This is a genomic window from Microcystis sp. M53603_WE2 (assembly GCF_030065435.1).
Genome location: NZ_JASJFF010001029.1, coordinates 1 through 3,567 on the forward strand (window position 1 = coordinate 1; position 3,567 = coordinate 3,567).

Genomic DNA, 3,567 nt, shown 5'->3' on the forward strand with positions numbered 1-3,567 from the left:
ACTCCCCAAAAGGAAAACTTCCTAAGAATATCCCCAGCAAATTGCGCTATCACGGTGGAGTTATTGCTACTCGATTTTATAGAGATAGGCTTCTGGGGTTTCAAGAAGGGGAGTGATCGGGCGCTCGAGAGGGGGAGTTTTGACGAGGGTAAAAATTGGAAATAAATCGTTCATTTGGATAGCCATTTTAAATTTCGGCTGTATATAATAACTACCCGATGGGCAGGCATTGGTTATCGTTAGCTCTCTTTTGGTCATAAAGGTATCGATATAATCATACTGACCATGCTCTTTTCTTTTGCCTTTCTTGGCCGGATCACAAAGGGTTGAACCGACCGGAATCTGATTGATAATTTCCACTGTATCGGCCACGGATAGGAGTCTTTCGGAACCGTATTTACTGGCAAGATAACGTTGATTGAAATAGAGATTAGTTGCGATAGAATAGCCGATGATAATTGCTAGAACTAGACCGAGGATCCTGTCGAAAGTCTTAGTAAAGTTTAGATAGGCCAGACTAGCGATCGCCAAGAGGATAGGAGCAAACCAGAGTAAGATTTTACGATGGGAATAAAAATGCTCATCAGGATAATTAGAGGAAGCGTAGAGAAAAATTATCCAAGTGATCGCAAAAAAGCCGATCAGTGTTTTATTGCCTCGATATTTTTTGATGACTATGTATAGAGAAATGCCGAAAAAAATAGCCGAAACTACGACATTGAAAATCGATATATTGTCATTCAAAAAAAACACTTGATTACCCAGATAAACCGTTTCCCAAATCGCTTTAAATAGACGAGTGAACAGATTACTCGATGGTTCACCGCTCGCCCCCTTCTCCGTGAGCGCTCTCACCAGTCCTTTCGTATTGGCGAAATTCCGAACTATCTCACTGTACCAATACATAACTAAGGCGAGATTTGCGGAGAGAATCGATAGAAAAGGCAAAAGACATTTACGAGTATTCTTGCGATTTCGATAAACAAACCCTAGAGAGGCGATAACACAAGTCACTGGGATAATTAACATCGTGGTGGTGTGTAAACTCACCAATATAGCGACGGTAATCCCGAAGAATATCCAAGCTATAGCCTGATAGAGCAGCGGCTTACTCGTTTCCATCTGGAAACGATAGAGTAAAGCAAAAACGAGCAGGAAAAAGGGTATTGGGCTAGGACACCAGGAAAAATTATTAATGAAATAGTCCGCATAGATCGTGCTATACCAAAATCCTGCCAAACTGGACAGGAGAAGACGTTTATCTTGTTCTACATTTTCTAAAAGTTGATAAACAAAGTAGATTAAGAGGGGAATCGATAGAAAAGAAAATAGTCCATTGGTAAGGACTTGAAATTCGGGAGCGGTACCGAAAATTGTCAGGGGAAACCCTAAATAAATATAGAGGGGGGGAATTGCGAATCCATATTTTCCACCCCCACCCGCAAGTCCCAATTGAGGAAAGTTTCCCTTCCACATATCCATCCAAATATAACCAATGGTAATCTGATCCGGATCCGGTCCGATATCGAAGGTAACGTATTCAAAGATACTGACAATCCTGGTGAAAAAGGCAAAGGCGATCGCTAGAATCCCTAAAATCAGTGCCGTTACTCGGACTTTATTGATTGATTTCCCCATAAGTGTCGGTATTTTTATCCTAAAATTGTCTGGTAGCTTCGTGACCGTATACCCGAATATTTATCTTCGCATGGTAGCACGAATTTCTAGTCCTACTCGGTCAGAATTATAGCGTTAAAGATGAAGTATAACCTGATTTAGCATTACTGGCCGACTCCCCAAAACGAAAACTTCGTACCTCACCATAAAGATAACTGCTATAGGATTTAAGAGCCTGTTTAGCAATAAACTGGGTACACTCGCTTAACAAAATTTTTTTTAGACAGATCTTGGACACAATCAGGAATCCCGTGTTAAACTGCCTCGATAAGATGATGTCACTCTCAAGACCCTTCACTATATAATCTAATGGTAATACAATCGGTCAGTTTAACAGTTAAGGACTATAAGTCTAACATTCCCGTGGCTATCTTGTGTGGTGGCAAAGGAACCCGACTGCGGGAAGAAACCGAATTTCGACCTAAACCGATGATTGCTGTCGGAAATCGGCCAATTATTTGGCATATCATGAAAACTTATGCCCACTATGGCTTAACTGACTTTATGCTCTGTCTAGGGTATAAAGGGGAAATAATCCGGGACTATTTCTTTAGCTATGATTGGAATCAAAGTGATGTCCTCTTAGAGTTAGGCAATAAAAAAGTGACCAAACTCGATAGTGGACATGATGAAGAAGACTGGCGTATTTGGTTAGTTGATACGGGACAGGAAACCATGACCGGAGGCCGTCTTAAACGTCTCACCTCTTATATAGATCAAACTGGAAGTGATATCTTTTTAGCCACCTATGGGGATGGGGTTTGTGATGTGAATATTGCGGATCTGTTGGATTTCCATTACTCTCATGGTAAATTAGCCACCTTGACGGCGGTTCGTCCTCCTTCTCGCTTTGGCGAGTTAGTGATTGAAGATAATCTAGTCAGTCAGTTCCAAGAAAAGCCCCAAACATCTGAAGGATGGATTAATGGGGGCTATTTTGTCTTAAATCGCAAGGTTTTGGATTTAATTGAGGGAGATGCGACGACTTTTGAAGCACAGCCCCTAAGAACCCTGGCTGCTTTGGGAGAACTCGCCGTCTATAAGCATGAAGGGTTTTGGCAGTGTATGGATACTTACCGAGAAATGGAAATGCTCAATCACCTTTATGACACTGGACAAGCTAGATGGAAAATATGGTAAAGGAAGCATTTTGGTCGGGCAAAAAGGTCTTTATCACGGGTCATACTGGCTTTAAGGGGTCTTGGCTGGCTTTTTGGTTACTCCATTTGGGGGCAGCGGTAAAAGGCCTCAGTTTAGCTCCCAATACCACCCCCGCCTTATTTGAGCAATTAGACTTAGCTCAAAACCTGAGTCAGCATATAGGAGATATTCGAGCGGCTGAGTTAGTGGCTCGTTTAATCGCTTCATGGCGACCGGATGTAGTCTTTCATTTAGCGGCGCAATGAGCGTCCTATACCGAACTCAAGTCATTGACAGATAATCAATCCTTTAATAGCAGGAGGCACTAAGTGGACATAGTAAATTCAATACATATCCAGATTAGGAAAATGCTCAAAAAGCAATCAAAAATTGATGGCAGATTTTTGGTAGTTGCTGCACTCTTAGGATATTTTGGGTTATTGTATCTAGCTAATTTTTTTGTTCCCTATCACAAGTTTTGGAGGAAACTAGGGGTTCCTGCGGTTAAAAGCCCTTTTATCGATCTTGCAGCCGTATTAGGGGCTTTTGATTGTGATCGATTGACAGGCGAAGTTTCCCTAACAAATAATTCCTGCTTCACTCAAATAGCTGAGAGGGGGACAAGCGAGCTAGAAGGTAGATAGGGCAAGCGATATCGCTCTTTGTCCTTTGATGTAATCCTTCAACCGATAGCGGCTAATTTGCATTAACTCTTCTATATTTTTTTGGAACATTTGATGTAGCTGGAGC

3 protein-coding genes are annotated in these 3,567 nt (G+C 41.7%); 2 read left to right on the forward strand and 1 reads right to left on the reverse strand.

Annotated features, from left to right (window positions below; translation table 11 throughout):
- Positions 1 to 66 precede the first annotated feature (66 nt).
- Positions 67 to 1,638 carry a hypothetical protein gene (locus PX481_RS21725; RefSeq protein WP_288095931.1) on the reverse strand — a complete coding sequence of 524 codons (1,572 nt, stop codon included), beginning with the start codon at positions 1,636 to 1,638 and terminating at the stop codon, positions 67 to 69.
- A gap of 348 nt (positions 1,639 to 1,986) precedes the next feature.
- Here PX481_RS21725 and rfbF point away from each other — a divergent pair, with 348 nt between their 5' ends.
- A complete protein-coding gene (gene rfbF / locus PX481_RS21730) occupies positions 1,987 to 2,817 on the forward strand; it encodes a glucose-1-phosphate cytidylyltransferase (protein ID WP_002756779.1) in 831 nt (276 codons plus the stop codon).
- Positions 2,802 to 3,083 (forward strand): GDP-mannose 4,6-dehydratase, encoded by a 282-nt coding sequence (locus PX481_RS21735; protein ID WP_002756778.1) that lies wholly within the window; start codon positions 2,802 to 2,804, stop codon positions 3,081 to 3,083. The genes rfbF and PX481_RS21735 overlap by 16 nt, the downstream gene beginning before the upstream one ends.
- The last annotated feature ends 484 nt before the right edge of the window (positions 3,084 to 3,567 follow it).

Coding starts and splice junctions, on each gene's coding strand:
- PX481_RS21725 (WP_288095931.1), bottom strand. CDS start 1,638: ATGGGGAAATCAATCAATAAAGTCCGAGTAACGGCACTGATTTTAGGG.
- rfbF (WP_002756779.1), top strand. CDS start 1,987: ATGGTAATACAATCGGTCAGTTTAACAGTTAAGGACTATAAGTCTAAC.
- PX481_RS21735 (WP_002756778.1), top strand. CDS start 2,802: ATGGAAAATATGGTAAAGGAAGCATTTTGGTCGGGCAAAAAGGTCTTT.